This is a genomic window from Sphingobium terrigena (assembly GCF_003591655.1).
GTDB classification, from domain to species: domain Bacteria; phylum Pseudomonadota; class Alphaproteobacteria; order Sphingomonadales; family Sphingomonadaceae; genus Sphingobium; species Sphingobium terrigena.
In genome coordinates, this window is sequence record NZ_QVRA01000002.1 from 158,732 (window position 1) to 184,861 (window position 26,130).

At 63.8% G+C, this 26,130-nt stretch carries 24 protein-coding genes; 12 read left to right on the forward strand and 12 right to left on the reverse strand.

The window, feature by feature from the left end:
- Positions 1-15 precede the first annotated feature (15 nt).
- Positions 16-795 (reverse strand): SDR family NAD(P)-dependent oxidoreductase, encoded by a 780-nt coding sequence (locus D0Z70_RS02795; protein ID WP_119743876.1) that lies wholly within the window; start codon positions 793-795, stop codon positions 16-18.
- Between the two features lie 9 nt (positions 796-804).
- Positions 805-1,224: a nuclear transport factor 2 family protein gene (locus D0Z70_RS02800; RefSeq protein WP_119743877.1), complete on the reverse strand. Its 420-nt coding sequence runs from the start codon at positions 1,222-1,224 to the stop codon at positions 805-807.
- A gap of 151 nt (positions 1,225-1,375) precedes the next feature.
- On the opposite strand from D0Z70_RS02800, the gene D0Z70_RS02805 reads away from it, so the two are divergent.
- Both D0Z70_RS02805 and D0Z70_RS02810 read left to right on the forward strand, forming a co-directional pair.
- Positions 1,376-2,179 carry an SDR family NAD(P)-dependent oxidoreductase gene (locus tag D0Z70_RS02805; protein ID WP_119743878.1) on the forward strand — a complete coding sequence of 268 codons (804 nt, stop codon included), beginning with the start codon at positions 1,376-1,378 and terminating at the stop codon, positions 2,177-2,179.
- Complete coding sequence (locus tag D0Z70_RS02810; protein WP_119744086.1) at positions 2,176-2,958, forward strand: SDR family NAD(P)-dependent oxidoreductase; 783 nt, start codon at positions 2,176-2,178, stop codon at positions 2,956-2,958. Before D0Z70_RS02805 ends, D0Z70_RS02810 begins: the two co-directional genes overlap by 4 nt.
- A gap of 330 nt (positions 2,959-3,288) precedes the next feature.
- On the opposite strand, the gene D0Z70_RS02815 is transcribed toward D0Z70_RS02810, so the two are convergent.
- Together D0Z70_RS02815 and D0Z70_RS02820 are read right to left on the reverse strand one after the other, a co-directional pair.
- Positions 3,289-3,711 carry a nuclear transport factor 2 family protein gene (locus D0Z70_RS02815; RefSeq protein ID WP_119743879.1) on the reverse strand — a complete coding sequence of 141 codons (423 nt, stop codon included), beginning with the start codon at positions 3,709-3,711 and terminating at the stop codon, positions 3,289-3,291.
- 76 nt (positions 3,712-3,787) lie between these two features.
- Entirely contained in the window at positions 3,788-5,314 is a 1,527-nt protein-coding gene (locus D0Z70_RS02820) for a fatty acid--CoA ligase (protein WP_119743880.1), read from the reverse strand.
- A 134-nt stretch (positions 5,315-5,448) separates the two neighbouring features.
- Between D0Z70_RS02820 and D0Z70_RS02825 the strand changes: the two genes are divergently transcribed.
- Entirely contained in the window at positions 5,449-6,240 is a 792-nt protein-coding gene (locus D0Z70_RS02825; protein WP_239018788.1) for an SDR family NAD(P)-dependent oxidoreductase, read from the forward strand.
- A gap of 14 nt (positions 6,241-6,254) precedes the next feature.
- Entirely contained in the window at positions 6,255-7,010 is a 756-nt protein-coding gene (locus D0Z70_RS02830) for a ThuA domain-containing protein (RefSeq protein WP_119744088.1), read from the forward strand.
- Positions 7,011-7,162: 152 nt separating this feature from the next.
- On the opposite strand, the gene D0Z70_RS02835 is transcribed toward D0Z70_RS02830, so the two are convergent.
- Both D0Z70_RS02835 and D0Z70_RS02840 read right to left on the reverse strand, forming a co-directional pair.
- The gene (locus D0Z70_RS02835) at positions 7,163-7,528 is read right to left on the reverse strand and encodes a Rieske (2Fe-2S) protein (RefSeq protein ID WP_119743881.1); all 366 of its coding nucleotides are present in this window, start codon (positions 7,526-7,528) and stop codon (positions 7,163-7,165) included.
- Complete coding sequence (locus D0Z70_RS02840; protein WP_119743882.1) at positions 7,525-8,628, reverse strand: acyl-CoA dehydrogenase family protein; 1,104 nt, start codon at positions 8,626-8,628, stop codon at positions 7,525-7,527. Before D0Z70_RS02840 ends, D0Z70_RS02835 begins: the two co-directional genes overlap by 4 nt.
- 210 nt (positions 8,629-8,838) lie before the next feature.
- Here D0Z70_RS02840 and D0Z70_RS02845 point away from each other — a divergent pair, with 210 nt between their 5' ends.
- The 7 genes from D0Z70_RS02845 to D0Z70_RS02875 all read left to right on the forward strand — a co-directional run bounded on the left by D0Z70_RS02845 (position 8,839) and on the right by D0Z70_RS02875 (position 16,280).
- Positions 8,839-9,726, forward strand: a complete 888-nt coding sequence (locus tag D0Z70_RS02845; protein WP_239018789.1) for a helix-turn-helix transcriptional regulator — start codon at positions 8,839-8,841, stop codon at positions 9,724-9,726.
- Between the two features lie 311 nt (positions 9,727-10,037).
- Entirely contained in the window at positions 10,038-10,442 is a 405-nt protein-coding gene (locus D0Z70_RS02850; RefSeq protein WP_119743883.1) for a Zn-ribbon domain-containing OB-fold protein, read from the forward strand.
- Positions 10,443-10,445: 3 nt separating this feature from the next.
- Positions 10,446-11,591 (forward strand): thiolase family protein, encoded by a 1,146-nt coding sequence (locus D0Z70_RS02855; protein ID WP_119743884.1) that lies wholly within the window; start codon positions 10,446-10,448, stop codon positions 11,589-11,591.
- 1 nt (position 11,592) lies between these two features.
- Positions 11,593-12,801: an acyl-CoA dehydrogenase family protein gene (locus D0Z70_RS02860; RefSeq protein WP_119743885.1), complete on the forward strand. Its 1,209-nt coding sequence runs from the start codon at positions 11,593-11,595 to the stop codon at positions 12,799-12,801.
- A 31-nt stretch (positions 12,802-12,832) separates the two neighbouring features.
- The gene (locus D0Z70_RS02865; protein WP_119743886.1) at positions 12,833-13,795 is read left to right on the forward strand and encodes a thiamine pyrophosphate-dependent dehydrogenase E1 component subunit alpha; all 963 of its coding nucleotides are present in this window, start codon (positions 12,833-12,835) and stop codon (positions 13,793-13,795) included.
- Positions 13,796-13,813: 18 nt separating this feature from the next.
- Complete coding sequence (locus D0Z70_RS02870; protein ID WP_119743887.1) at positions 13,814-14,830, forward strand: alpha-ketoacid dehydrogenase subunit beta; 1,017 nt, start codon at positions 13,814-13,816, stop codon at positions 14,828-14,830.
- A 7-nt stretch (positions 14,831-14,837) separates the two neighbouring features.
- Positions 14,838-16,280, forward strand: coding sequence for a dihydrolipoamide acetyltransferase family protein (locus D0Z70_RS02875; protein WP_119743888.1), 1,443 nt, complete (start codon positions 14,838-14,840; stop codon positions 16,278-16,280).
- A gap of 35 nt (positions 16,281-16,315) precedes the next feature.
- On the opposite strand, the gene D0Z70_RS02880 is transcribed toward D0Z70_RS02875, so the two are convergent.
- From D0Z70_RS02880 to D0Z70_RS02905, 6 genes are all read right to left on the reverse strand, one after another.
- The gene (locus tag D0Z70_RS02880; RefSeq protein WP_119743889.1) at positions 16,316-17,305 is read right to left on the reverse strand and encodes an NADP-dependent oxidoreductase; all 990 of its coding nucleotides are present in this window, start codon (positions 17,303-17,305) and stop codon (positions 16,316-16,318) included.
- Between the two features lie 145 nt (positions 17,306-17,450).
- Positions 17,451-17,831, reverse strand: a complete 381-nt coding sequence (locus tag D0Z70_RS02885) for a hypothetical protein (protein ID WP_119743890.1) — start codon at positions 17,829-17,831, stop codon at positions 17,451-17,453.
- Positions 17,828-19,561, reverse strand: a complete 1,734-nt coding sequence (locus D0Z70_RS02890) for an FAD-dependent oxidoreductase (protein ID WP_119743891.1) — start codon at positions 19,559-19,561, stop codon at positions 17,828-17,830. The genes D0Z70_RS02885 and D0Z70_RS02890 overlap by 4 nt, the downstream gene beginning before the upstream one ends.
- Before the next feature lie 71 nt (positions 19,562-19,632).
- Complete coding sequence (locus D0Z70_RS02895; RefSeq protein WP_119743892.1) at positions 19,633-21,261, reverse strand: GMC family oxidoreductase; 1,629 nt, start codon at positions 21,259-21,261, stop codon at positions 19,633-19,635.
- 84 nt (positions 21,262-21,345) lie between these two features.
- A complete protein-coding gene (locus D0Z70_RS02900) occupies positions 21,346-22,506 on the reverse strand; it encodes an acyl-CoA dehydrogenase family protein (RefSeq protein WP_119743893.1) in 1,161 nt (386 codons plus the stop codon).
- A gap of 11 nt (positions 22,507-22,517) precedes the next feature.
- Positions 22,518-23,624, reverse strand: coding sequence for a phosphotransferase (locus D0Z70_RS02905; protein WP_119743894.1), 1,107 nt, complete (start codon positions 23,622-23,624; stop codon positions 22,518-22,520).
- 174 nt (positions 23,625-23,798) lie between these two features.
- Here D0Z70_RS02905 and D0Z70_RS02910 point away from each other — a divergent pair, with 174 nt between their 5' ends.
- Complete coding sequence (locus tag D0Z70_RS02910) at positions 23,799-26,069, forward strand: TonB-dependent receptor (RefSeq protein ID WP_119743895.1); 2,271 nt, start codon at positions 23,799-23,801, stop codon at positions 26,067-26,069.
- Positions 26,070-26,130: the final 61 nt, after the last annotated feature.

The window sequence follows — 26,130 nt, forward strand, 5'->3', positions numbered from 1 at the left end:
TGACGGCCAGCGCCATCACACCCCGGTCATCCCGGCAGTGGATGCGCCGTCAATGGCATATTCCGCGCCGGAAATGAAACCGGCCTCGTCGGACGCGAGGAAGGCGACCAGCGCGGCAATATCCTCGACGGTGCCCATCCGGCCCATCGGGGACATGCTGTTATAGGCCGCGCGCGCGCCTTCGGGCGACGCGGACTTGGCGATGATCGCGCTGATCATCTCCGTCTCCACCACACCGGGCAGGATGGCATTGCAACGGATCGGCAGTTTTTCCGTTGCGCAATGGATGGCGATCGACTTGGCCATGGCCAGCACGGCGGCCTTGGTCACCGAATAGGCCATATAATTGCCCATCACCTTGTGCGCCGACATGGACGAATTGATGATGATCGACCCGCACGGACCGCCGGGATTGGCACGCATCAGGCGCAGCGCCGTCCGGGCAGTCAGCATCACCCCGGTCTGGTTGACGCCGATGATCCCGGCCCAGCCATCCATGCTGATCGATTCGACGCTGCCGTCGCCGCTTTCGGTCCCGGCGTTGGCGAAGGCGACGTCGAGGCGGCCAAATTCGTCGCTGATGAGGGCGGCAACCTTGTCCCAATCACCCTCCTCCTGCACCCGCGCCTTGACAAAGCGCGCGCCGGTCTGTGCGCACAGGGTGCTGGCGGCATCCTCATTTGATCCGGTGAACACGACCTGCGCCCCGTCCCGCGCCAGCCGCTGAACGGTCGCGCGGCCTATGCCGGATGTGCCGCCGGTGACGATCGCCACCTTGCCCGAAAGATCAGTCATATCTTGTCCTCAATCCGCCATCAGCGTGCCGGTCGCCCGCGCGATCGACGCTGTATCGAAATAATAGGGGGTGATGCCACTGAACTTATCGCCGCGCAGATGAAATACCTCGCACAACGGCATGGCCAGCCGCTGGCCATTATGGCGCGACGTGGCATGGACGGTTAGCATGACGATCGCATGATCCTCCGACACGGTAATGTCGCTGGTTTCCAGTGAGGCATCCTCCCAGAAGGCGAACACCTTGGTATAAAGGTCGCGCAGCGCGCCCTTGCCCAGATATTCCCCGGCATAGGGCAGGCTGTCGGCCTCCAGGATACGGAAATCATCGGTCATCATCGCCTCCGCCTCGTCCCAGCGGCCAGCGCCGGTCAGCGCGTAGATGGTTTCAACCATCGCCCGGATGGCAGTGTAGCGGTGCGAATCCATGGCAAATACTCTCCTGTTCCAGCCTAGATGCGCGCTTGGGGATGGCCGCGAACCTGTAAAAAGCGGCAGGTGAAGCAAAGGGCCGACGGGCCGACAAATAGCTCGACAAAGAGGCTAGGCCCGGTGCGGGCCAAGCGGGAGAGGATTGCGCATGGCAGGGCGTTTGGACGGACGAGTGGCGCTGGTATCGGGCGCGCTGCGGGGCATCGGGCGGGCCATAGCGCAATGCCTGGCCGCCGATGGCGCGACGACGATCATCACCGATCTGGATGCCGAGGATAGCGAGGCCGTCGCCACCGCGATCGGGGCAATGCCGGGCTGTTCCTATATCCGGCTGGACGCGACGCTGGAGGAGGCGTGGCAGGCGGCGCGCGACCGGGTGATGGCGGCGCACGGGCGGCTCGACATATTGGTCAATAATGTCGGCGCGGACCTGACCGGCAAGGTGCAGGATCTGGAACTGGCGACCTGGCGGCGGCTGATGACGCTGAACATGGACACGGTGTTTCTGGGGACCAAGACGTTCCAGCCGCTGCTCGCGCAAAGCGGGGCGACGACGCCCTATGGCTCCAGCATCATCAATATCAGCTCGATCATGGGGCTGGTCGGCATGGGCGAAGTGTCGGCCTATAATGCGTCCAAGGGCGCGGTGCGGCTGTTCAGCAAGTCCAATGCGCTGGAATTTGCCGATGCGGGCGTCCCGATCCGCGTCAACAGCGTGCATCCCGGCTTTGTCGACACGCCGCTGCTGCGACAGGGGATGGAGCGATGGGCCGCGCGCGACGGAACGCTAACGGCGGACGATCTGATCGACCAGATGGCGCAGACGACGCCGATCAAGCGGCTGGCCCAACCCATTGAGATCGGCAAAGTGGTTGCTTTTCTGGCGAGCGACGACGCCAGCTATATGACCGGCAGCGAGGTTGTGGTGGACGGAGGATGGACGGCGCGATGAGCAATTTTGACCTGAGCGGTGCGGTGGCGCTGGTAACCGGGGCCAGCGGCGGGATTGGTGGGGCGACCGTCCAGGCGCTGGCCGACGCCGGCGCGACCGTGATCGCGACCGATATGGCGGCGAGCACGACGGTGGGGGGCGCGGCGGACTATCGACCGCTCGACGTGACCGACGAAGCGGGCTGGGCCGCGCTGGCGGACCATGTGACGGCAACCTATGGGCGGCTCGACATATTGGTGAATAATGCCGGGATTTCGGTCACCGATGCGATTGCCGAAACCAGCCTTGCGACGTTCCGCAAATGTATGAGCATCAATGTCGAGGGGATATTTCTGGGCACTCGCGCCATGGCCGACCTGCTTGGACGCAGTGGTGCCGATCGGCGGGGCGGATCGTCGATCATCAACCTGTCGTCGGTCGGCGGGCTGGCTGGCGCGCCGTTCATGTCGGCCTATTGCGCGTCCAAGGGCGCGGTGCGGCTATTCAGCAAATGCGCCGCGCTGGAATATGCAGCGCTCGGTCAGCCCATCCGCGTCAACAGCGTCCATCCCGGCGGCATCGACACCCATATGATGGACACCATCTACGCCCGCTATGTCGAAACCGGCGCCTTCCCCGATGAAGCGACCGCGCGGGCGACGGTATCAGCGGGCCATGCGCTGGGGCGGATGGGCACCGCGCAGGAGATTGCCGACGGCATCGTCTATCTCGCCGCGCCTGCCGCCAGCTTCGTGACCGGATCGGAACTGGTGATCGACGGCGGCATGACCGCGCATTGACCGTCGCCAAAAATCCTCCCCTCCAACGCCGCGGCCATCGCATGTGAAACATACCTCATTTTTACTTCGTCATGCTGAACTTGTTTCAGCATCCATCGTGCCCCAAAAGCCGCTGCCCGTGACGAGAAATGGATCCTGAGCCGCAGGCCAGTGCAGCTAAACAAGTTCAGGATGACGTTGGAGAAGAGGGCAGTTTCACAGACAACAGCACCGCTCCGCAGGGGGAGGATTGCTGTTTTGCCAGGGTTTGAAGGCAAAAAAGAACCCGGTCGCGCGAGGCGACCGGGTCAATTTCCGCAGCTCCTGGAGAGCGAGCTGGCGGAAATATCGTCAGCTCTGGTGGATGATGGTGAAGGACCGGCTCTGGAAAAACCATTGCCCGTCCTGCTTCACCAGCCTGTCAATATAGCAGGCCCGCGCGCGCTTATCCTTGCCCGTTCCCGGCTCGGCATAGACTTCGGAGAAATAGGCGCGCGCCTCCGCCCGGTCGCCATCCACGCGGATCATACCGGGATTGAGCAGGAAGCTGAGCTGGGGATAATGGGGCATGGCGCTGGCCCATAACTCGACGATGGCAGCCTTGCCCGACACCACGCCAAGTTCGGGATAGTGCGACAGATCCCAATGGCTGTCCTCCACCCAGAGCGAGGCCCATAAATCGCGATCGACGCGATTGACTGCATCGGCATAGGTTTCGAGCAACTCCCGAATGGCCAGACGATCCTCCAGCGGACCGGAAAAATTAGCGGTCAAAACCTCTCTCCTCATTCTGTTTTGTGGGAGGATAGGCGGGGACCGGACGCCCGGAACCTGCCGGAAATCGCAGGTCTTACCGATACTCGTCGCGTAGCAGGCGGCGCAAAATCTTGCCCGACGGGTTGCGGGGCAGGTCGGTGCGAAATTCCACTGTCTTGGGTGCCTTATACGCCGCAACGCGTTCGCGCGCCCAGGCGATGAGCGTCGCGGGATCGGGCGTCTCGCCTGCAACAGGCACGACGATCGCCTTGACCGCCTCCCCCCATTTGGCGTCCGGCACGCCGATCACCGCGACGTCCGCCACCGCGGGGTGGCTGTAGAGCGCATTTTCCACTTCCGCCGGATAGACATTCTCGCCCCCGGTGATGATCATGTCCTTGATCCGGTCGGCCAGATAGAGATAGCCGTCCGCATCCATCCAGCCGGCGTCGCCGGTGCGCAGCCAGCCGTCGGCGTCGATCGCTTCGGCGGTCGCGTCGGGCCGGTCGAAATAGCCGATCATATTGGCCTGCGACGCCACAACTATCTCGCCGATCGCACCGGGCGGCAGCGTATCACCGCCCTCGTCCGCGATCCGCACCTTGACGCCGGGCAGCGGCAGGCCGATGCCGCGCATCCGCTCGCTCCCTGCCGGATCATGATCCTGCGGCGGCAGGCCGATGATGGTGCCGGCCGTCTCGGTCATGCCGTACATTTGCGCAAAGCCGCAGCCGATGACGGCGATCGCCTGCCGCAGCAGATCGAGCGGGATCGCCGATCCGCCATAGCAGATGGTCCGCAGGAAGCTGAAATCCGTGGCGGCAGCGGCGGGATGATCACACAAGATGCGCAGCGCGGTCGGCACCAGCATGATCTTGCTGATGCGGAAAGTGACGAGCAGGTCCAGCACGCGCGCGGGATCAAACTCGCGCACGACCACGCCCTTCGCGCCATGCTGGAGCGTCCACAGGCCCCAGCCCGATCCGCTGATGTGGAAGATCGGCATCGCGATCAGCGACACGTCCGCTGCGGTCCAGCGATACCAGTCCGGTAGGTCCGGCTCCGACGCGCGCAGTCCGAGCAGGCTGCGATTGGAGAGCATCGCCCCCTTGGGATTGCCGGTGGTGCCGGACGTGTAGAGCATCAGTACCGCATCGTCATAGCCGCCGTCGCGGCGCGGATCAGCGTCGGACTGCGCATCGCGCCAGTCGGCAAAGAGCGGGTGATCGCCGCACGGATCAGTCAGCAGGATCGTCGCCCCCTGCCCCGCTACCCGGTCGAGAAATTCCGGTTCGACCAGGATCAGGCAGGGGCGCGCGTCGGCCACTATATAGGCGACCTCCGGCAGTGCGAGCCGCCAGTTGACCGGCACGGTGACTAGGCCCGCCTTGGCCGCGCCCAGCCAGAAACCGAAATAGTCGTCGCGATTCTTGCCGAGATAGGCGACCCGATCACCCGGTGCATGGCCCGCCGCGATCAGCGCGTTGGCGACCCGGCTCGCCTGCCGGTCAAGCGCGGCATAGCTGGTCTCCCGCCCCTCGAAAATAAGGGCGACGGCATCGGGCGTCGCAGCGGCGTGCGCCCGGACATGATCCGCTATAGTGATGACGCTCGTCCCCATGGTCCCTCCGCTTGGACGCCCTGCATAGCGGAAAAAGGCCGGGCGTCGCCCTGTCACAATCGCTAAGCAGGCCAGCCTACCCTGACGCTTTTGCCAGTGCAGCCCGTCACATATGCCGGTAAACAGGCGGACGATTGAAGAAAATTCAGGAAAAGGATGCCGTCATGGACATTGGTCTGAAAGGGCGCAAAGCCATATTGGCAGGGGCCAATGCCAGCATCGGCCGGGCGGTAGCGAAGGTCTTGGCGGCCGAAGGCTGCGACGTGGCGCTGTGCGGGCGGACGCAGGACAAGGTCGATATGGTTGTCGCCGAAGTGCAGGCGCTGGGCGTGCGCGGTATCGGCGCGTCGGTGGACGTGACCGATGCGGAGGCCTTCCCCAACTGGGTCGCCAGCGCCGCTGAGCAATTGGGCGGGTGCGACATCTTCATTTCCTTCGTCTCGGTCAATCCGGGGGTGGATACGCCCGAAGCCTGGACCACAGTGCTGAACGGCGACATTTTGCCGCTGGTGCGCGGCATCCACGCCGCCCTGCCCGCGCTGGAACAATCCGACGCCGGGTCGATCGTCACCATATCCTCCACCGGCGCGCTGGAGGAGTTTATGGGACCGCAGCCCTATAATGCGATGAAGGCCGCAGTGATCAATTATAGCGCCGCGCTGGCGCAGAAACATGCGCCGCAGGGATTGCGGGTCAATTGCGTGTCGCCTGGCCCAGTCTATACCGATGACGGTCCCTGGGCCTATATCAAGGAACATATGGCCGATTTCCACGATGGCATCCTCAAGCAAATCCCGTTCGGCCGGATGGGTACGGGCGAAGAACTGGCCAAGGCGATCGCCTTCATCGCCTCGCCCGCCTGCCGCTACATGACCGGGGCCAACGTCCTCATCGACGGCGGCATCACCAAGGGCGTGCAATATTGAGCGAGGCGGCAATGATGAGCGAGACGCAGCCTGCCCGCATCAATTGTGTGCTGATCGTCGGTGGTCTCTATCACGACATGGATTTCGCCCGGCTGGAATTGCTCAAGCTGCTGGCCGACGATCCGCGCGTGCGGACCCGCGTGTTTGAGGATTATGGCCATCTCGACGCCATCCTCGCCGCCGACATGCTCATCACCTACACCTGCGACGTCGTGCCGCCACTGCCCGCGCAGGAAGCGCTGCGGGAGTGGGTGCGCGATGGCGGGCGCTGGTATGCGTTGCACGGCACCAATTCGGTGCTGCGGCTGTTTGACAACGGCCTCTATGGCAGCCCGCGCTGGGCGCCACTGATGATGGAAACGCTGGGCAGCCAATTCATCGCCCACCCGCCGATCGCGCCCTACCGGGTCGATGTGGCCGACCCAGACCATGTGCTGACGCGCGGCATCGCACCCTTCGAAACGACCGACGAACTCTATCTGATGGAGCGGCATGGCGACCTGCACGTCCTGCTCGACACTGAATTTGCGGGCGAAGCGACCGGCTTTGACGAACATGACTGGGCGCAGGACCGGCACCCGGTGATGTATATCAAGGCGCAGGGCAAGGGCGCGGTGCTGTACAACACGCTCGGCCATTGTCGCGGCCATTATGACATGCAGCCATTTCTGGACTGGTGGCCCACCGTCGATCGCTGCGCCTGGGATTTGCCGGTTTTCTACGATCTGCTGCGGCGGGGTATCGAGTGGTGCAAAAGCGAGAGCAGATAAACTCGCCAAAATCCTCCCCTGCAAGGGGAGGTGGCAGGGCGAAGCCCTGACGGAGGGGTGTCGCCCGATCGATAGGGTGAACCCCTCCACCATCGGCTACGCCGACGGTCCCCCTCCCCTTGCAGGGGAGGAACTCTGGGTCATAGTCACAATTATATCAGTGGCTTAACCGGCATATCCTCCGCACCCGGCGCTGCATCCGGCACCGCGACCTCAATCCACCCATCCGCGCTTTCGCGCCAGGGGTAGAGTTTGAGCGGCTTGTAGCCCGCTCCACCCAGACATGCGCCATTGTCCAGCTTGAACCGCGCGCCGTGCAGCGGGCACATTACCGCCCCGCGCCGCACCCGGCCGCCCGGTGCCAGTTCTGCCGCTGCGTGGGTGCAACGGTTGATCAGGGCATGGATCTGCCCGTCATCCTTGCAGATCAGCACCGGCCAGCCATTGACGAGGAACGGGAGCAACGCCCGCTCCTCGACCAAGCTGGCCTCCACGACCCGGTGATAGCTCTCCGTCATGCCAGATCCTGCTGCGTCGCGCCGCTAGTGATCGCGATATAGGCCATAATGTCGTGGTCAGTGTCGCCCAAAAATGTGGAAAGCGTCATCACCCGCTTGAACGCCTGCCCCACCATCAGTTCCTCGGTAGTGCCGATGCCACCATGCAGCTGCACCGCTTCCTCGCCCACCTGCATCGCACTCTGCGCGATATAGGCCTTGGCCCCCATGACCGCAGCGGCACAGGTCGCGCCATCGGCGGCAGCGGCGCGGTAGAGATGCGATCGGCTGAGTTCGACGCGGGCATAGCAATCGGCCATGCGGTGCTGGATCGCCTGAAAGCTGCCGATCGGCTGGCCAAATTGCTGGCGCGTCTTGATATAGTCGAGCGTGGCGGCGAACATCATGTCCATCAGCCCCAGCAATTCGCCGCAAATGGCAAGCCGCACCTGATCCAGAGTCTGCGCCAATGCCGCCTCCCCGCCCGCCATGAGCTGGGCCGGCGTATCGACAAACTGTAGATCGGCGGCGATAGACCCATCGACCAGCCGGTAGGGGGTAATGGTGATGCCCGGAGCATCGGCCTTAACCAGATGGAGCGTCAGCGCGCCCTCTCCCGTCCGCGCCGCGACCAGCAGATGATTGGCATAGCTGCCGCCCAGCACCATCTGCTTGGTGCCGCTGATCCGGCTGTCATGGACACGGGTTTTGATGCCATCCAGATCAAAGCGCGCCTGCCGCTCGAACAGGGCAGCGGCTACGATCGCCTCGCCCGCCGCGATCGCGGGCAGCAGCGTCGCCTTCTGGCTGTCCGTCCCTGCCGCTGCGACCAGCCCGGCCCCCAATATGATCGCAGGCAACACCGGCTCCACCGCGACACAGCGGCCCAGCGCCTCCATCACCGTGATGATATCCACAGCCGACCCGCCAAATCCGCCCGCTTCCTCCGGCAGGGCAAAGGCCAGCAGGCCGGTTTCCGCCAGCATCGCCCAGTTGGCGTCGGCAAAGCCGCGCGGTTCGCGCAGATAGGCAAGGCGGCGGGCGGGATCGTAACGGTCCGCGCCGAACCGGTCGACCAGATCGCGAAGCATGGCCTGCTCTTCGCTGAGATCGAAATTCAAGCCACCATCCCCCGGTCTGTCATGGCTGGGACGCGCCGTGCGCTGCCCCGCTGTTGCTGTTCCATGACGCTTTTATGCACGGTGGGCAGGCGCGGCGTTGACTGGGCTTTCCGCTAGGTTGGTGATACCGTCCCGTGAACGGCAAAACCTATCGCTAGTCATAGGTTTTGCCGCTTGTCGCAGCCGTGCAGCAGGATTAGCATCATCGCCATGGAGAGATCAGGTGACATGCTCGTCGCCGCCCGGTCCGACAATGGGGACGCTGCAAAGACAGCGACCGATTTTCGTATGGGCAGGCAGGTTCCAACCGCGATTCAGACGGCCGCCGACATTCGGCCCGCTGCCGAAGCGCTACGCGACATTGCCCGCGAACTGGGCAATTTCCGCGTCGCCGCCTGCGCCAACATAGCCTCCCGATCACCTATGACCGACGCCGATGGCGACGTGCTGGCCAGCGGCGTGTTCGGTTGGCCCGCGACCAAGGAACAATGGTGGCAAAAGCCGCTGCTGGCGCTCAGCTCACCGCTCACCTTCGCCTGTCGCTATGAAAATGAACCCTTCTGGGCCAATGCCCATGGCATCCACACCCGCTCGCCCAATCCCCTGCTCGACCAGATTGACCTTAGCCTATTCCAGGGCGAAGTGAATGCGAACGCGGTCATCTGCGTGCCGGTCCATATGTCCTTCGGCCAGATCGCGGCGATCAGCTTCTCGCCCTTCAGCGACAAGCGCGACGATCTGAGCAAGGAATTCGACCTTTACAGCGACCAGCTGGAATATCACGCCCGGCGCTTCGTCCATGGCTATACCCGCGTATCGAGCCAGCGCCCCTGGATTCCCAAGAATTGCCGCCTGTCCAAGCGGGAGGTCGAATGTCTGCGCTGGGCAGCAGTCGGCAAGACCGACGTCGAGATCGCGCTGATCCTGGAGCGCAGTTGCGCCACGGTCCGCTTCCACATCCATAATGCCGCGATCAAGCTGGAAGCCGTCAACCGCAGCCAGACCGTGTTCAAGGCGACCCAGCTGGGCTATCTGGGCAATGTCGCTGCCGTGATGGTCCCCCATCCGCAGATCGAGGCGCAGGTCGCCGCGAAATAAAGCTCCCTCCCCCTTGGGACACCGCATGGGCCAGCCGGGCGACCGGCTGGCCTTTTTTTCGTCTGATTATGTCAAATCTTCGTCATTCCCGCGAAGGCGGGAATCCATCTCCCAACTTATCACTTTGATTTTAGGTCTGGAGATGGATCCCCGCCTTGGCGGGGATGACAAGAAAATAAGTGGAGGATGCTCTTCCCCCCCCTCCCCGCGCGGCGGAAGATGTTCAATGACCAACCTATGCTTTCTTACAGAAGCCTTTGCCCCATCTTCTTCCCATAGTGGCCCGACACAAGGATGAGAGGGTTAGAACGTTGGGCGCATCTGCCATTGCCGAAGGACTGTTCCGGGAGACGCCCGAACCGACCCTGATCGGCGGCCGCCATCGTGAGACGGGACGGATCGTCTTTCCCTGCCCGGACGATGCCGCGCGCTGGGAGGCGGTGGACCTGCCGCGCCGGGGGACGCTCTGGTCCTGGACGGTGCAGCGGTTCCGCCCCAAGTCGCCGCCCTATACCGGGCCGGAGGATTTTGCCCCCTTCGCCATCGGCTATGTCGAATTGCCTGGCGCGACGATCGTGGAGACGCAGCTCACCGGCGTGGATTTCGACCGGCTGATGATCGGCATGGCCATCGAATTGACGACCATAGCCTTTACGACCGACGCCGATGGTAAGGATGTTCGCCTCTACGCCTTCACCCCCGTGACGGAGGGCTGAGCGGTGCAGGACGTCTATATCATAGGAATCGGCATCCACCCCTTCGGCCGCACTGACGGGGTCAGCGGGTTGCAGCAGGGCGCAAACGCCGCGCGCGCCGCGATGGCCGACGCGGGGCTGGAATGGCCCGACATGCAATTCGGTTTCGGCGGATCGGATTCGGCGGGCAATGCCGACACGATCGTCAACGAACTGGGGCTGACCGGCCTGCCCTTCATCAACGTCAAAAATGGCTGTGCTACCGGCGGGTCGGCGCTTATCGGGTCATGGCAGGCGATCGCGTCGGGCGCGCATGATGTCGGCATCGCCATCGGCTTCGACAAGCATCCGCGTGGCGCGTTCAACGCCCTGCCGGCCGAATATAGCCTGCCCGAATGGTATGGCGAAGCAGGCTTCATGGTGACGACCCAGTTTTTCGCGATGAAGCTGCAACGCTATATGGCGCTGCACGGCATCAGCCCGACGTCCTTGGGTCGCGTCGCGGAGAAGGCGTTTCGCAACGCTGTTCATGCCGACCATGCCTGGCGGCGATCGCCGGTCGATATCGACACGATTCTAAACGCCCAGATGATCAGCGACCCGCTGACCAAATATATGTTCTGCTCCCCTGCCGAAGGTGGCGTCGCGCTGGTGCTGGCGAGCGCGAAAAAGGCGCGCGAACTGGGGCGCGATCAGGTGCGGATCAAGGCCGCCGTCGTGCGGACCCGCCCGCCCGGATCGTTCGAGGTGTTCGCGCCCTGCATGGACATAGAGCGCGGCGGCGCACCGACCCTTCTGGCCAGCAAAGCGGCCTATGAAATGGCCGGTATCGGCCCGCAGGACATTGATCTGGTCCAATTGCAGGACACCGAGTCCGGCGCTGAAATCATGCACATGGCCGAAAATGGCTTTTGTGGCGATGGCGATCAGGAAGAATGGCTGGCCAATGGCTGGACCAACATCGATGGTCGCCTGCCGGTTAACACCGATGGCGGGTGCCTTGCCTGTGGCGAGCCGATCGGCGCGTCGGGCCTGCGGCAGGTCTATGAAAATGCGCTGCAACTGCGCGGGCTTGGTGGCGGGCGGCAGGTGCCGGGCAAACCGCGCACCGCTTACTCCCATGTTTACGGCGCACCGGGCATTTCCGGCGTGACCATATTGGAACGATAAGATGGACCTGGATTTTTCCGCGCAGGATCAGGCGTTCCGCGCCGAGGTTCGCCGTTTTCTGGACGAGCATCTGCCCCAGCATCTGCGCGAGGGGATGCGTGGCACGCCCGGCGTGTTCGTGGAACCGGACATTGGCGGTGAATGGCAGGCGATCCTGCACGCGAAGGGGTGGCTCGCCTATAACTGGCCGGTCGCCTGCGGCGGCACTGGCTGGACGCCGATCCAGCGCTATATTTTCGAAAAGGAATGTGCGCTGGCCGATGCGCCCAGCTTGCCGGTGCTGAGCCTGAAATTGCTGGGGCCGGTGATCTGCCGCTTCGGCACGGAGGAGCAGAAAGCGCGCATCTTGCCGCGCATTCTCGACGGCACCGATTTCTGGTGTCAGGGCTTTTCCGAACCCGGTTCCGGCTCCGATCTCGCCAGCCTGCGGACGCGGGCGGAGAGGCGCAGCGACGAATATGTCATCAACGGACGCAAGCTGTGGACGACCCACGCCCACCATGCGACCCATATCTTCTGCCTCGCCAAGACCGACCCCGCCGCCAAGCCGCAGCGCGCGATCAGCTTCCTGTTGATCGACATGGCCCAGCCGGGGATAGAGGTGCGGCCGATCATCGGGCTGGCGGGCGATCATGAGGTCAATGAGGTGTTTCTGGACGACGCCATCACCCCGGCCAGCGAATTGGTGGGCGAAGAGGGGCAAGGCTGGACCATCGCCAAATTCCTGCTGGAAAATGAACGCGGCGGCGCGTGCCATGCGCCCAAATTGCTGTCCGACATCGCCCGGCTGCGCAAGGCGGCGGGCGCGGAGCCAGACGGCAAGGGCGGCTGCATGAGCGATGATCCCCATTATATGGCGCGGCTGGCGCGGGTCGAACTGGAGGCACAGGCGCTGGAAATGACCGAGATGCGCGTGCTGGCGGAGATGGCCAAGGGGCTGCCGCCCGGACCGCAGACGTCACTGTCCAAACTGGTCGCGTCCACCCTGCGGCAGCAGGTCGACGGGCTGGCGGTGCAGCTCTACGGCTATGCCGGGATCGCACTGGAGGGGCAAAGGCCGCTCTATGGCAATCAGGCACCGCCCGCCCTGCATGGCAAGGCCGCGCAACTCGCCGCGCCCCGCTATCTCAATTCACGCGCCTGGACCATCTTTGGCGGGACCAATGAGGTTCAGCGCAATATCATAGCAAAAACGGTTCTGGGGCTGTGACCGGCAGAATCGACCGATCGGGAGAGACGATATGCAATTGAGCCGCGAGGCACTGATCCGGGCCTATCGTCAGATGAAGACGATCCGCCTGTTCGAGGAGCGCCTTCACGACGAAATCGCGCTGGGCGAGATCGCCGGCTTCACCCATCTCTATGCGGGCCAGGAAGCCTGCGCCGTGGGGGTGTGCGAGCATCTGGGGCCGACCGATTATATCATCTCCACCCATCGCGGCCATGGGCATTGCATCGCCAAGGGATGCGACGTCATGGCGATGATGAAGGAGATTTACGGGTCACGCGACGGCCTGTGCAAAGGCAAGGGCGGGTCGATGCACATTGCCGACATGAATGTCGGGATGCTGGGCGCGAACGGCATTGTCGGCGCAGGCGCACCCATCGCGGTCGGCGCGGGCATCACGGCCAAGAGCAACGGCACCGTCTCGATCGCCTTTTCCGGCGACGGCGCCTGCAACCAGGGTACGACGTTCGAGGCGATGAACATGGCGGTGGTGCTGAAACTGCCGGTCATCTTCGTGTTCGAGAATAACCATTATTCCGAACATACCGGCGAAGCCTATGCCGTAGGGGCAGAGAGCATGACCGCGCGGTCGGCCGCGTTCGGGATGAAGGCGATCAAGGCCAATGGCATCGATTTCTTCAGCGTCTATGAAGCGATGCGCGAGCTGATCGACTATTGCAAGGCGGGCAATGGCCCCGCCTCGATCGAGCTGGATTGCGAGCGTTTCTATGGCCATTTCGAGGGCGATCCGCAGCGCTATCGCGGGCCGGGCGAACTGGACCGCATACGCGAAGAGCGCGACTGCCTCAAGACATTCCGCACCAAGGTGACGGAGGCAAAGCTGCTGGAAGGGGCCGAACTGGACAGGGTGGACGCGGAAGTCACCGACCTGATCGACCGGGCCGTGGCGGAAGCCAAGCAGGCCGACCGACCGACGCCGCAGGATGTCCTGCAAGACGTCTATATCAGCTACTGACGCCAGGAGGATCGACATATGGCAATCAAGATGATCCGCGACGTCATTCGCGACACGATCGACGCGGAAATGGCGCGCGACGACAGCCTGATCATGCTGGGCGAGGATATTGTCGGCGGTAATGGCGCGCCGGGCGGGCCGGAAGCGATCGGCGGCATCTGGGGCACGTCGGGCGGGCTATGGGCCAAATATGGCGCGGACCGGGTGATCGACACGCCGATTTCCGAAAGCGCCATCATCGGCGCGGCGGCGGGTGCGGCGCTGACGGGCAAACGGGCGATCGCGGAGATCATGTTCGCCGACTTTATCGGCGTGTGCATGGACCAGATCTGGAACCAGGTCGCCAAGTTCCGCTACATGTTCGGCGGCAAGACGACCTGCCCGTTGGTCATCCGTATGCCCTATGGCGCGGGCTTCAACGCCGCGCCCCAGCACAGCCAGGTGATCCACCAGTTCGTCACCGCCATGCCGGGGCTGAAGGTCGTCATGCCCTCCACTCCCGCCGACGCCAAGGGACTGCTGACCCAGGCAATCCGCGACGATGATCCGGTAATCTTTCTGGAGCATAAGGCGCTCTATGGCGTGAAGGGCGAAGTGCCGGACGGGGACTATGTCATCCCCTTCGGCCATGCCCGGCAGGTGACGCAGGGTGACGACATCACCATATTGGCGACCGGCATGATGGTGGGCTTTGCCGAAAAAGCCGCCGCACAACTGGCGCAGGACGGCATCGGATGCGACATACTCGACCTGCGCACCACCAGCCCGCTGGACGAGGAAGCGATCCTCGACAGCGTCGAGCGGACGGGACGGCTGCTGATCGTCGATGAAGCGCCGCCGCGCTGTTCCTTCGCCACCGACCTGTCGGCGCTGGTCGCGCAAAAGGCGTTCGCATCGCTGAAGGCACCGATCGACATGGTCACCGCGCCACACAGCCCGGTGCCGTTCGCACGCGAACTTGAATCCGCCTATCTGCCTTCGCCCGACAAGATCGTGGCAAGTGCGGTGAAGCTCATGTCTTACCGGCGGGGATAAGCATAACATGGCCAATCTGCGCGCATTTGCGATGCCCAAATGGGGCATAGAAATGACCGAGGGCGTCGTTGCCGAATGGATGGTCGCCGAGGGCGTTCCGTTCAAGAAGGGCGACCTGCTCGCGCTCATCGAAACCGACAAGATCACCAATGAGGTCGAGGCGGAGGCAGACGGCATGTTCCCGCGCCTGATCGCCCAGACCGGCGGCACCTATGCCGTCGGCGAACTGATCGCCGTGCTGGCCGGGCCGGACGAGGCGGTCAGCGCTGCCGATGTCGATGCTTTCGTCGCCGGGTTCAGGCCTGCCGACAGCAAGGTCGCGTCCAAGGCCGGCGGTGCGCCGCCGTCCCCTGCGCCCGCCCCGGCAGCACCTGCGCCGGTCAACGTTGCCATCGCGGCCGATGCGCGGATCAGCCCGGCGGCGCGCGCCTTTGCCGAAGCCGAGGGCGTGGATATCAGCGCGATCACCGGGTCCGGGCCGGACGGACGTATCACCTTTCAGGATGTGCAGCAGGCCAGCCTGCCGCCGGTCGCGATCGGTGGTGGCACATCGGTGGACCTGACCCCGGTGGGCGAGGCGCTGGGCGATGTGTTTGCCAGTCCGCTGGCGAAACGGCTGGCGGTACAGCATGGCGTGGACCTGACCGGCGTGACCGGCACGGGGCCAAAGGGGCGGATCGGCAAGGCGGACGTGCTGGCGCTGGTCAAGCCGGTAGCGGTGGAGAAGGCCGCACCCTCCGCACCGATCGCCTTCGCCCGCCCTGCCCCCGGCACGGCGGAGATCGTCAAAATGTCGCCGATGCGCAAGGCGATCGCCAAGGCGCTGAGCCACAGCAAATCGACCATCCCGCATTTCTATCTGCGCTCTGCTGTCAGGATCGACGCGATCCTGGGATTGCGGGCGCAGGCCAAGGCGGCGACCGGCGAAGCGCCCAGCATCAACGATTATATCGTGCGCGCCTGCGCACTGGCGCTGGCGCGGCATCCTGACGTCAATGTGCAGGTCCATGGCGACGAGATCCATCACTTCGGCAACGCCGACATTGCGGTGGCGGTCGCGACCGACAAGGGGCTGATCACCCCCATCGTGAAGGGTGCCGACACGCTGTCGGTTGCTGCAATCTCGCGCGAAGTGAAGGCTCTCGCGGAAAAGGCGCGGACCGGGCGGTTGCAGCCGGACGAGTTTCAGGGCGGCAGTTTCTCGGTCAGCAACCTCGGCATGTTCGGCATCGATCAGTTCGACGCGATCATCAACCCGCCGCAGGGCGCGATCCTGGCGGTGGGCGCGGGTACGCGCCAGCCAATCGAGATCGGCAATGCGCTGGCCTTTGCGACCATCGTTCAGCTCTCGCTCTCCTGCGACCATCGCGCGATCGATGGCGCGGTGGGCGCAGCCTTCATGCAGACGCTTAAAGGCCTGATCGAGGAACCGGCGCTGCTGGTGGGGTAAGGGTGCGGGGGCCGTGGGAGCGGCCCCCTTCGCGTTCAGAGTTTGACGATCTGCTTGCCGCGATTGGCACCGGTGAACAGGCGGGCCAGCGCAGCGGGCGCTGCCTCAAACCCCTGCTGCTCATCCACCTGCCAGCGCAACCTGTCGGCCAGCACCAGCGCGGCGAGCCGGTCGCGCATCGCGGCCCAATGGGCCTGATGGTCAAGGATGATGAACCCTTCCATCCGGGCGCGGCGCAGGATGATGTTGAAATAATTGCCCGGCCCGGCAATCTGTCCGCCCTGCTCGTAGCGACTGATCCCGCCGCACAGCACCACCCGCGCGCCGATGGCGAGCCGGGCGAGCATCGCGTCCAGCACAGCGCCGCCGACATTGTCATAGACGATGTCGCAGCCCTTGGGAGCCAGCGCCTTCAACTGCTCTGCGACCTTGCCCTCGCGATAGTCGATGGCCGCGTCGAACCCAGCCTCCTGCACCAGCCAGGCGCATTTGTCCGGCCCGCCCGCTATGCCGATGACATGGCAGCCCGCGACCTTGGCGAGTTGCCCGGCTACCGATCCGGTCGCGCCTGCCGCGCCGGATACCACCACGACATCGCCCGCAACCGGGCGGCCGATCCGATAAAAGCCGTGCCATGCCGTCAGGCCAGGGATGCCCAGCACCCCCAGCATCGCATGGGGTGGCAGGTCAGGGTGGCAGATGTCGAAGCCTTCGCCATCGCTCACCAGATATTCGGTCCAACCGGTCATTCCGGCGACCATCGTGCCGACCGGCCAGCGCCCGCCCCGACTCTCGACCACTTCCGCTACGCCCATGCCGCGCATGACGTCGCCCAATTCGATCGGCGCGACATAGCCGCCGAAATTCTCCATCCAGCCCTTTTGCGCCGGTTCAAAGCCCAGCCAGCGGACGGCAAGCAGAATCTGCCCCTCCCCCGGCACCGGCATTGGCGCATCGACCAGCGCAAAATCGCCGTCCGCCAGCGCGCGTCCAACCGGGCGATCCGCCAAAAGCCATTGCCGCATGTCCATCCTGCTCGCTTTTTGCCTGTCGGCGCCGTTGTCGTGGCGGCGATGCTGCGCCACAACTGCGCTTTCCGGCAGGCGTCGCCCGCGCCACGCCAGCGCGCTATACTGGCGGCGGAATGGCGGGCTTGTTTGGCCTCAGCCTTCAGTTGTTTGTTGCACCTTCGCTGATCCAGCGGCGGAGCAGGGCCACGGTTGCTGCGTCCAGCGGCGGCGCGGCAAAGGGCATACGCGCGCCCTTCCCGCCTTTCTTCAAATGCGTGCCTTCCAGCTTCATGACCAGATAGCTGGTGTCGGGCTTTTTGGGATCGACCAGCAGCCAGGGGCTTTCGCCCGATTTGCGCTTGAACAGGCTGGCATAGGCCGCCTTGGGATGGAGTGCGAGATTGCCTGCCTCCTGCCCGGTCAGATGGCAAACGGCGCAGCGCGTCTTGAGCATCGGCGCGATGTCGGTCGCGAAGCTGACGGGCTTGGCTGCCGCCGGTGTCGCCAGCAGCGCAGCGAGAGCGAGGATCAGCCCTTTCATGCGCTGGTCCCCGTGGCGTGGCGGGCGGCGATATAACCATAGGTCAGGGCCAGGCCGATCGTGCCACCTGCGCCATAATAAGCGCCGCGCGATGGCGATGCGATGCAGTTGCCCGCGCCATAGAGGCCGGGGATCGGCGCACCGCTGGTCGCCAGCACCTGACCATGTTCGTTGATGCGCGGCCCGCCATTGGTATCAAGCGCGCCCGCCGCAAGGATGAAGGCGTAATAGGAGCCTTTGTCCGCGAAGGGATGCATGGTGAGCGCAGGATAGGGATTGGCCGGGACCTTCGTGCCTTCGCGCACGGCGGAAAACAACTTGTGCCATTGCGTGTCATACAGGCGCGCGCCGCGCCCAAATTCGGGATCGACACCGGCTTTGGCATAGTCGTTGAACCGGGCGATACTGGCCTTCGTCGCCGCCCCGAACCCGGCATCGAGGCGCACGCCGCCAGTCTTTGGCGCAAGCGTAGCCAACCGCTTGTCGATATTGGCGACCAGCGCGTCCCAGCTGTCGCCGCTGATCAGATAGGGGCTTTCGGCCACGTCCAGCGGATAGGGGAAAGCGCCGCCGAACCGGTCGAGCGAACGGGTGTCGAACAGCATGAACATCAACTGGTTGGGATATTCTTCCTTCGAAGGGTCATAAGTGAAATGGGCGCGGGTGCGGTCATTATAGCTGCGCTTTTCATTGACGACGCGCTGGCCATATTTGTTGACCAGGATCATCGAATCCCCCGGCAGGACGAACGCCCCCATGCCGATCGCACGATTGGCGAGCGCCTCCTCCAGCACCACCTGCGTCCGCCATGCGGTGTCGAGCGCCCCCATCTTCGCGCCGACCGCACCTGCAATGGCGATGAAGTCGCCCGTCGATCCGGGCATGGCGCACGCCCCATAGAGCGCCGTCTGATGCAGGCCCACCAGTTCCGTGTTATGAGCATAGCCGCCAGTGCCGAAGATCACGCCCTTGGTCGCAAGGATGCGGATGATCTTGCCCTCGCTTTCCGCCTCTGCGCCGATGACGCGATCCTTATCTACGATCAGCCGGGTGACGCGGGTGTCGGTCAGGATCGGCAGCTTCTTCTTTTCCAGCCAGGCCGCCAGTTGCGCCGCCAGACTGCCCCCGCCCGCCGAGGAGCCGGAGCCAACCGCCGGTTCCAACGCGCGGCCGGTCGGCACCTTGTTGGTCGGCAGATGGTCGGCATAGTCGGGCGCTGGTTCATCGACCTGAAACAGGCGGAACTGCTTGAACTGCACCGCATCGATGGCACGCAGATGATCGACGGCCTTGTAACCATTGTCATAAAAGGCCGCGATCAGTTGATAGTCGAGCGGGTCGAGACCCAGCGTCGGGCTGGCGGGATCGAACAGTTGCGGATAGCTATATTGGGCCATATAGGCGATCGCGTCGGCACGCTTGTCGTCAATCCCCTGCTCGCGGAAGATGAAATGGTTGCATATCCACGCGACGCCGCCCGACTTGCCGGTGGTGCCGCCGGTGATCGGCATTTTTTCCACCATCATGACCTTTGCGCCCGCACTGGCCGCCGTCACCGCAGCAGTCCCTGCCGCCGCGCCGCTGCCGACACAGAGAATATCGACCTCATGATCCCAGCCCGCCGTCGCGGCCTCCGCCCCGGCCAGTGGGACCATGGCAGCAGCGGCGGCTAGCCCGGTGCCCGCCAGCATCGCACGACGGTCCATCATCAGGCGATCTCTCTCGCGCATCGTCTCTCTCCCATTCTCTTATCGGGCGCGATGCTATGCCGGAGCGCCCTTTGCGGGGACTATTTCAAACGCTAGGGTGCAGCACGGATGATCTCTGCCGCGCGCCAGCCCAGCGCCATAGCGGGCGCATTGGTGTTGCCGGTGATGAGGCGCGGCATCACCGAACAATCGGCCACGCGCAGCCCCTCGACCCCATGGACGCGCAGCGACGGATCGACCACCGCGTCACCCTCTGCGCCGATGCGGCAAGTACCCACACCATGCAGGCCGCTGGTCGAGAGCGACCGGAATGTGTCCAGCAAAGCGTCGTCATCCTGCACCTGCGCGCCGGGGATGAGTTCCTGCCCGACATCGTCGGCCAGAACCGCCTGCGCCACATAGTCGCGCATCAGGCGGATGGAGGCGATGGCGGAGCGGCGATCCCCCGCGCTGTCCAGCCAGTTGGGCATGATCGCCGCGCCGTCGGCCGGTTCTTGGCCCCGCACCTGAATCGTCCCCTCACTGGTCTGGCGCAGCAGAGTGCCGGACACGGTGAGGCCCGGTCGCTTGTCGATGTTGCCGAGCGGCACCGGGTCATTATCGTCGCCCAGCGCGAACATATAACCGCTCAGATACAATTGCAGGTCGGTGCGCGGCCCGGTGACGCCGGTGGACAGGAAAGCGCCAACCTCGAACGGGCCGGTCGCCATCGGCCCGTCGTGGCGCAAATAATAGCGCGCGACTGACTGAACGAGACCAAGGCCGTAGAAGCGGTGGCCGATGCCGCTGTTGCGCTTCAGGCGAAAGGGCATGGTGTAGGACAGATGCTCCAGCATGTGCCGCCCGACATGGGGGTTGTGATGACGCACCGCCACGCCGATGGCAGAGAGCGCATCGCCATCACCGATGCCCGACCGCTGAAGGATTTGCGGGCTTTCGACCGTCCCGGCGCAGACGATCACCTCGCCGTCGCAATCAACGCTGAAACGCCCGCGCGCATCATTGACCAGCGCCACGCCGACCGCACGCCCGTTGGACAGGCGGACATGGCGCACCAGCGTATCGGTCAGCACATGAAAGTTGCTGCGCTTCATCGCGGGGCGCAAAAACACTTTGGCCCCGCTCTCGCGGCGACCCTTGCGGATATTGTGGCAATAATAGCCGACCCGGTCGCCGACCACGCTGTTGAGATCGTCGGTGCGCGGCAGGCCCATCTGCTCACCCGCCGCGATCAGCCGTTCTGCCAGCGGATAGCGATAGGTGCGCGGCGTGACATGGACCGGGCCGCCCTGCCCCCGCAACGTGCTGCCGCCCAGACCATGATCCTCGATGGCGCGATAGGCGGCGATCATCGACCCTGCGTTCCAGCCGGTCGCGCCAGCCGCTTCCCAATCGTCATAATCCTGCGGTTCGCCCCGGCTCCAGATCATGCCGTTGATGGATGATGATCCGCCCAGCCCCTTGCCCCGGATCCACACTTCATGCGCGGCTTCATCCGGGCGGCGCGGCTGCGCGATCTGATAGGCCCAGATATGGGCAGGGTTGGAAACGAGCTTGGCAATCCCCTTGGGCATGGCGATCAATGGCGAGCGATCCGGCCCGCCCGCCTCCACCAGCAGCACCCGGTTGCGCGGGTCGGCGGACAGGCGTTCGGCCAGCACGCAACCGGTCGATCCTGCGCCGACGATGATATAGTCGAAACTTTCCGGCAGGTCCGCCATACTCTCTCCCCATGACTTTTATGAGGGGAGGATCAGGCCGGGGGCCGCCCCTGCCTACTGGCAGATGCGACAGGCGCTGGAAAATCAGTGCGACTTGTGGTCGCGCTTGATCTTCTTGGCCAGGCTCCATTTATGGACTTCGGTCGGGCCGTCATAGATGCGGAAGGCACGGATTTCGCGGAACACCTGCTCGACGATCGTGTCGCCGGTCACGCCGGTGCCGCCCATCACCTGCACGCATTTGTCCGCCACCCGCATCAGCGCTTCGGACACCGCAACCTTGGCCATCGAGCTTTCAATCGTCCCAAGCGCGCCGGTATCCAGCACCCCGGCGCACCAGTCGATCATCACTTCGCATTGCTGGAGGTCGATCAGATTTTCCGCCAGCATGAAGCCCACGCCTTCATGGTCGACCAGCGGCTTGCCAAAGGCCATGCGGCGGCAGGCATAGGCGGACGCAATCTCCTGCGCACGGATACAGGCGCCCAGCCAGCGCATACAATGGGACAGGCGCGCGGGTGACAGGCGGACCTGGGCATATTTGAAACCCTCGCCGCTCTGCCCCAGCATCTGGTCGGCAGGCACGCGCAGATTGTCGATGGTGACGACGGCATGACCCCCCGGCATGGAACTGTCGATCGTGTCCAGCACGCGATCGATACGGATGGCCGGATCAGGCAAATCGATCAGGAACATGCAGGCGCCGTCGGTCGATTTGGCCATGACGATGCCGACCATCGCCCCCTGCGCCCCGGTGATGAACGCCTTGCGCCCGTTGATGACCCAATGATTACCGTCCTGCACGCAGCTCGTCTGCATCATCGACGGGTCCGACCCCGCGCCGCCATCGGCCGCCGGTTCGGTCATGAAGAAAGCGGAACGGCCGCAGCCTTCCAGAAGGGGCTTAAGGAAATGCGCCTTCTGCTGCGCCGTGCCGACCTTGCCCAGCAGATACATATTGCCCTCGTCAGGGGCCATGGTGTTGCAGGCGAGCGGGCCGAGTGGCGAAAGGCCGGACTTGATAAGGACGGTCGCCGTCTCGCGCTGGGTCAGGTGCGATCCGTCGGGCAGGACATGGGGGGTCAGCACGCCAGCCCCACGCGCCTTTTCCCGCAATTCCATCACCAGATCGTCGCTCGGACCATGAAAGCCGCAGCGCGGGTCGCCCTCATAGGGGACGACGACGGTGCGAACGAAGCTCTCAACCCTGTCGGCAATGGCCTGCGCGCGATCGGTGCTGAACATGGAAATTCCTCTCAATTATCGGATTGCGCCGTCGCGCGGGCGATGGCCGCCAGTTCGGGCAAGGTTTCGACCAGCGATTGCGCTTCGGGCGATGATGCCGTGCCGCGCGCCAGCCGTCCCTTGATGCCATGGATGATCGCCGCAAAGCGGAACATGTTGAAGGCGAGGTAGAAGGACAGGTTGGCGATGCCGTCGCGCCCCGTGCGGGCGCAATAGGCCGCGACATAATCAGCCTGTGACGGGATATTGAGCACGCCAAGATCCGCGCCCTTGAAACCACCAATGATGTGCGGCGGCAGATGATACATCATCAGATGATAGGTAAAGTCGGCGAGCGGGTGTCCCAGCGTCGACAATTCCCAGTCCAGCACCGCCAATATGCGCGGTTCGACCGGGTGCCAGATCATATTGTCGGCGCGGAAATCACCATGGACGATAGTGGTTTCATCGCCCGCCGGTATCTGCGCTGGCAGCCAGTCGGCCAGCCAGTCCATATCGGCCAGCCGTCCCGCTGCCTCATCCTCCTGATATTGGCGTGACCAGCGGGCAATCTGCCGCGCGAAATAATTGCCCGGCTTGCCATAGTCGCCAAGGCCGATCGCCTGATAGTCGACGCCATGCAGTTGCGCGATGGCGCTGTTCATCGCGTCGAAATAGGCCGGGCGTTCGGAAGCCGTCAGCGAAGGCAACGTAGAGTCCCAAAAGATGCGCCCTTCGATCATGTCCATGACATAGAAGGGCGTGCCGATGACGGCAGCATCCTCGCACAGACCATGGACCGGCGCGACGGGAAAGTCCGCCCGTCCAAGCGCCGCCAACACCCGATATTCGCGCTCGACGGCGTGCGCGCCGGGCAGCAAATGCCCCGGTGGCTTGCGCCGCAGTACATAGGCATGGCTTGGCGTGACCAGTCGATAGGTCGGGTTGGACTGGCCGCCGTTAAACTGTTCGACGGCAAGCGGCCCGGCATAGCCCGCCACATGGGCCTGCATCCAGCGATCGAGCGCCGCGCTGTCGAAGCCATGCCCCGCGCGCACCGCGCCGGTGCCACCAAATTTATCCTGCCGGTCAACGCCCACGGCCCCATCCCTCTCCCGCGTCAGATTACATCCTGCCATGCGTCGCGCGGAGGGCTTTGTCCCCTGTGCTTTGTTTCAGGTGCGCGCCGACCTCTCGAAAATCGCAGTTAGCAAGCCCTCCATATTGACGCATTTCTCACGCTCGGAACGAAGGCGCATCCGGCGTTGCTTTCAGCCAACGCACCATAAGCGTCCGAATAGCAGGGAGAGATTATGCGACAGAATCTAATCATGCGGCCGGTGATGCTCGCTTTGGGTGGAGCAATGCTGTGGGCCGCGCCCGCCATGGCGCAGGAACAGGCACCGCAGGCGGAGGCCGATGCCGTCGATCCCAACGCGATCATCGTCACCGCGCGCCGTCGGGAGGAAAGCCTCCAGGATACCCCGGTCGCGATCACGGCGGTCAATGCGGCGATGCTGGAAAACAAGGCCGCGGTGAATATCGGCGACCTGACCGGTGGCGTTCCCAACCTGCTGATCACCAACCAGAATAGCGGCGCGGCAGCCGCTAACTTGGCCATTCGCGGGCTGACCTATGCCGACGTCGAAAAGTCCCAGGAACCCACTGTGGGCGTCGTCGTCGATGGCGTGTTCATCGGCACCAGCACCGGGCAGTTTTTCGACTTTTTCGACATTGAACAAATCGAAGTGCTGCGCGGGCCGCAGGGCACCTTGTTCGGGCGCAACACGATCGGTGGCGTCATCAATATCCGCCGCACCCGCCCGACCGGCGAATTTGGTGGCAAGGTCGAAGTCTCCTACGGCAAGTTCAACACGCTCGCGACCCGCGCGGTCGTCAACGTGCCATTGTCGGATGACGGCAGCGTGGGCGCCAAATTCTTCCATTTCCACAATGAAACCGACGGCTGGTATCGCCAGTCGCAGACCGGCGACCGGCGCGGCTTCGCCAATAACGAGAATTTCGGCGGATCGGTCCTGATCGCCCCACAAGGCAGCGATTTCGATGCGCTGTTCACCCTGGAAAAGCAGATCCAGAAATTCGATCCGGTCGTGTCCAACCTGACCAACAGCAGCGAGCTGTTTTGCGGCTTCATCCCGGCCATCGAGTGCAACCGCAACAATACGACCGATCTCTATACCGTGTTCGGCCAGCCCAATGTTTCCAACTATTCCGCGCCCGCCGCGACGCTGGAGATGAATTATGATCTGGGCGGGGTGAAGCTGACATCCGTCACCGGCTGGCGCAAATCGCGCGAGAATCAGACGCAGGATTTCGACGGGTCATCGACCGACCTCTATTATGTCCGCCGCCTCCAGCGCTACGAACAATGGAGCCAGGAAGTGCGCGCCGCCGGCAAGTTCAGCGACAGTTTCGACTATGTCGTTGGCCTCTATTATTTCAGCTCCAAATATCAGCTAACACAATATAGCCGCGTGTTCGGCTTCGCGCCGACGGTCGATCCGCTGATCTTCGACACCAACCCGCAGGTTGTGAACGGCAAGACCAAGTCGATCGCCGTGTTTGGCGACTTCAACTGGGCCTTTGCCGATCAGTGGCGCCTGTCCTTCGGCGGTCGCTTCACCCGCGACAAGAAAGCACTCGACAACAGCTTTGGCGGGACGGAAATCGGCCGGGGTTCCGACACGTTCAAGAAGTTCACGCCCAAGATCGGCGTCGATTTCCGCCCGAACGACGACGTCATGTTCTATGGCAGCTGGTCGCAGGGCTACCGGTCGGGCGGCTTCTCGCCGCGCGCAGGCACCGCCGCCAGCGCCGGTGTCGCCTATCAGCCCGAAGTGGTCGACAGCTTTGAAGTCGGCGGCAAGTTCGACCTGTTCGACCGCAAGGTGCAGTTCAACGTCGCGGCCTTCTATTCCAGCTACAAGGATCTGCACCAGAACAACACGCTCAACTGCCCGTCCTGCGCCACCGGCAACGAGACGATCACGTCGAACGTCGGTTCGGCCAAGATCAAGGGGCTGGAGTTCGACTTCACGGCGCGGCCAACGTCGCAACTCACGATCACCGGCTCGCTCGGCCTGCTCGATTCCAAGTTCAAGGGCTTCATCGTCGGCGGCATCTCGCCAGTGACGGGCGCGGTCGTACCCTATGATTTCTCTGGCAACGATCTGATCTACAACCCGAACATGACCGCGTCGCTGGGGGCCGACTATAGCGTCCCGACCAGCTTTGGCGAGGTGATCGCGAACCTGAGCTATCGCTATATCGGTCGCTATGACCAGCAAATCTCGATCGGCGGCCTGTCTGGCAATCTCAGCACCGGGCCGATCACCGTGACCGGCAATGACCCGCGCGTGCGGACTGACAAGCAGGGCCTGGTCGACGCCAGCCTGACCACCAAGTTTGATATTGGCGGGACGGAAGCACGGCTGACGGTCTTTGGCCGGAACCTCGCCAATGATCGCGGGCCGACCCATGGCTTCACCGTCGGTGGCCTCTGGTCCTTCGGCACCGCGCGCGAACCCCGTACCTATGGCGCGACGCTGGGGGTGAAGTTCTAAACGAGACGCCAAAGTGCAAAGAAAGAGGCCGGGGAGATGATCCCCGGCCTCTTTTTGCGTG